Source organism: Endozoicomonas sp. ONNA1, assembly GCF_024606325.1.
Classification (GTDB): Bacteria; Pseudomonadota; Gammaproteobacteria; order Pseudomonadales; family Endozoicomonadaceae; genus Endozoicomonas_A.
On sequence record NZ_JAHHPN010000116.1, the window covers coordinates 1 to 2,606 of the forward strand.

The window sequence follows — 2,606 nt, forward strand, 5'->3', positions numbered from 1 at the left end:
ATACGGTACTACGTATCTTGGCTCACGCAAGTGAAATCCCAGACAGGGCAGTAAAAGATAACGTATACAGCAATATTATACGACTATCCGGCACTAAAACCCCTGTGGGGTATAGCATTACTGCTGCTCTTGATTACCTTTTGGCTAGGGGCAGTCAGAAAAAGAACTGCCTAGTTTCAAATACTGTGTGCAATACAGCTAGTGCAGGTGGGTTGGGTATTCCGGAGCCATTGATCGCTCTCTGACCGCCCCCTGTTTAGTTAGGAAAAATCAAAAGAGGCAGCAACTACCCTGACACAAACAAAAGCCGAGACCGAAAACCATCCGGCATCGGGTCTTGGTTAGCCTTTAAATTACAATTCAAGCCTTCAGCATAGGCAGATCCAGACCTTGCTCCTCAGCACATTTAATAGCGATGTCGTAACCCGCATCAGCATGACGCATAACACCCGTTCCGGGGTCGTTACGCAGAATACGACCCAGACGCATTTCAGCGGCTTCAGTACCATCAGCGACAATAACAACTCCTGCGTGTTGACTGAAGCCCATGCCGACTCCCCCACCGTGGTGCAAAGAAACCCAGGTAGCGTCGCCGGCGGTATTGAGCAGTGCATTCAACAGCGGCCAATCGGAAACAGTATCAGAACCAACATCGCCTCCGTCTCCTGCATATTCTGGTCAGCTTGAACACCTATTCTAGTTCATTTGAACACCCTGGATCTCCTACGCATCACCCAGTCTGATTTTTAGTCCAAGTGTTCAAGTGTTTCCAGTTTTCCCAGCTTCTTGCGCATGGATTCCCCTTTCAGCGTAATCCTGTGGGCGTTGTGCATCAGGCGATCCAGAATGGCGTCTGCCATAGTCTCATCACCGATGCTGCCATGCCATTGCCGGGTCGGTAGCTGGCTGGTAACCAACGTTGAACTTTGTTCGTGACGGTCATCCATCACTTCCAGTAAATCGTTGCGTTGCTGCTGGGTCAGAGGTTCCAGCCCCCAGTCATCCAGTATCAACAAATCCACCTTCGCCAGTTGCTTGAGTTGCCTGCTGTAGCTGCCATCACCATGGGCAAGGCTCAGCTCTTCCAGTAAGCGCGAGAGTCGGTAATAGCGGACACTGTAACCCTGTATGCAGGCCCGGTGTCCCAGTGCACAAGCCAGGTAACTTTGAAGTGGTCTAATGACACCGGACACCTCGTTAAGCACAATAGTGCAACCAGTAACGAGGTTCATAATGGCAACGCGAAAACATTATTCTCAGGAATTCAAACTCAAAGCTGTAAAACTGGTTACTGAACAAGCTCAGTCGCCTACAGCAGTCGCCAGAAGTCTAGGAATTTGTGCGACTAACCTCCGTCGTTGGGTTCGACTCAGTGAAGAGAAGAAAGAGCTGGCTTTCCCCGGCAAAGGCCATCAGGCCCTGACGACTGAACAGCAGAGAATCAAAGAGCTTGAAGCTGAAAAAAAACAGCTGAAAATGGAACAGGAAATCTTAAAAAAAGCCATGGCCTTCTTTGCGAAAGACCAGCTGTAAGATACGCCTTCATACAGCGGGAGAGGAAGGCCTATCCTGTCGTAACGCTATGCAAAGCACTAAAAGTTAGTCGCAGCAGCTTCTACGAATGGAATAAACAACAGGCAAAAAATCAACAGATTGACCCGGAGATGTTTCGCCTGGAGGCAGATGCCCGAGAGATTTTTGCTCAATCAGGTGACTCTTATGGAAGTCGTCGAATGGCGAAAGTCCTGCGTTCAAAAGGTTACAGCATAGGGCGTTATCAGGCCAAAACCCTGATGTAACGGCTTGGCCTGCGGGTTCGGGTGGTCAAAAAATTCAAGGTGACAACCAACAGCAAACACAAACTGCCAGTGGCGGCAAACCTTTTGAATCGTGAGTTTTCAGTTTCAGCACCGGACAGAGTATACGTAGCTGATATCAGCTACCTCTGGACTCGTGAAGGCTGGGTTTATCTGGCGACTGTCGTTGATCTGTTTTCGCGGAAAGTCGTCGGTTGGTCGATGAGTAACCGTATGACGACAGAGCTGCCCCTGGAAGCTTTGAGAATGGCTTACTGGGGCAGAAAGCCTGGAGATGGTGTGATGCACCATTCAGATCGTGGCAGCCAGTACGCGTCTCTGGAGTATCAGAATCAACTCAGGGAGTATGGGATGGTCTGTAGTATGAGTCGCAAGGGTAATTGCTGGGATAACTCTGTGATGGAGCGGTTCTTTGACAGCCTGAAAAGGGAAAGAACGGATCATTATATTTATGATACGCGGGCAGAAGTAGAGGCACATGTTATTGATTACATTTTGTTCTACAACAATAATAGATTGCATTCCTATCTGGACTATATGAGTCCAGTAGACTTCGAGAAGCAAAAATTGAAAAAAGCAGCTTAATCAGGTGTCCGTTTTTACTTGACCACTACAGAGATCAGCGAGTTTGATGCTGAGGTATTGGAAGCTCTGATAAAGAGGAATCACCCGTCAGATCGGATTATCCTTGTTCGCAACAAGTTTGGCGATAAATTGAAATCAAGACTTCAACAAGAAAAAATTGAGGAGAGCACCCCTGAAGCGCGATCGTGTGAAAGGGAGCTAAAA

2 protein-coding genes and 3 pseudogenes are annotated in these 2,606 nt (G+C 48.2%); 3 read left to right on the plus strand and 2 right to left on the minus strand.

The genetic code is table 11. The annotated features are described in order from the left end of the window. Positions 1–245, plus strand: a 245-nt coding sequence (locus KDK19_RS02650) for a hypothetical protein (protein ID WP_257291296.1), incomplete at its 5' end; no start/stop codon positions are given. A 115-nt stretch (positions 246–360) separates the two neighbouring features. Here KDK19_RS02650 and KDK19_RS02655 read toward each other — a convergent pair. Continuing rightward, positions 361–648 (minus strand): annotated as a pseudogene (locus KDK19_RS02655) (urocanate hydratase); the annotation flags it as partial. A gap of 98 nt (positions 649–746) precedes the next feature. Beyond that, positions 747–1,208: pseudogene (locus KDK19_RS02660) on the minus strand (ATP-binding protein); the annotation flags it as partial. 25 nt (positions 1,209–1,233) lie between these two features. Between KDK19_RS02660 and KDK19_RS02665 the strand changes: the two are divergent. Further along, positions 1,234–2,402: pseudogene (locus tag KDK19_RS02665) on the plus strand (IS3 family transposase). Positions 2,403–2,420: 18 nt separating this feature from the next. Further along, on the plus strand, positions 2,421–2,606 hold a 186-nt coding region (locus KDK19_RS02670), incomplete at its 3' end, for a hypothetical protein (protein ID WP_257291297.1).